Source organism: Klebsiella sp. A-Nf5 (assembly GCF_002810545.1).
GTDB lineage: Bacteria > Pseudomonadota > Gammaproteobacteria > Enterobacterales > Enterobacteriaceae > Klebsiella > Klebsiella variicola.
The window spans coordinates 1-511 of the sequence record NZ_PIOG01000156.1; the positions used below are offsets into that span (position 1 = coordinate 1).

General features: G+C 47.7%; 1 protein-coding gene. It reads right to left on the reverse strand.

Annotated elements, in window-relative coordinates:
- The coding region (locus CWM53_RS16460; protein WP_133124356.1) for a DUF3987 domain-containing protein at positions 1-406 on the reverse strand (406 nt) is incomplete at its 3' end.
- Positions 407-511: the final 105 nt, after the last annotated feature.

Genomic DNA, 511 nt, shown 5'->3' on the forward strand with positions numbered 1-511 from the left:
TTTTCCAGATATTGTCAGCACGCAGGTGTGCTTTCATCAGACCGTCGTGCTGTTGCTTCATTTGCTCAGAGAACCGGAAAAAAGGCTTCATCACTTTTTTGCTGATACTGGTCTTACCTTCACCGGAGACCGCCAGCGTCAGTAAATACAGTGCGCAGTGCATCGGATCCGATGAGTGTGGTGGTACCACCTCAATATGAGCCTGACAGGCGAGGGAAGCGGCTGCCAGTACGGCCCCCGCTATCAGTTCCGCCGGGATACCCGTCTCGTTATAAAGAGCATCAATGACATCCCGCATCACCGACGGGAACGCACCGACAGGGTAACCCTCCGGGGTTCTGTTTTGTACGGGGATATAAGGCTCCGGCATTTTCGGAATGGCAGTGTATGGCAGTAAATTCTGCATGTAATAATCTCCTAGTTACTGTTTTCAGTAACGGGTTAGTTGTGAATATAATAAATAGCCAGACGTCAAAATTTGTTTATTTAAAGTAATAACCTTACCCAATAA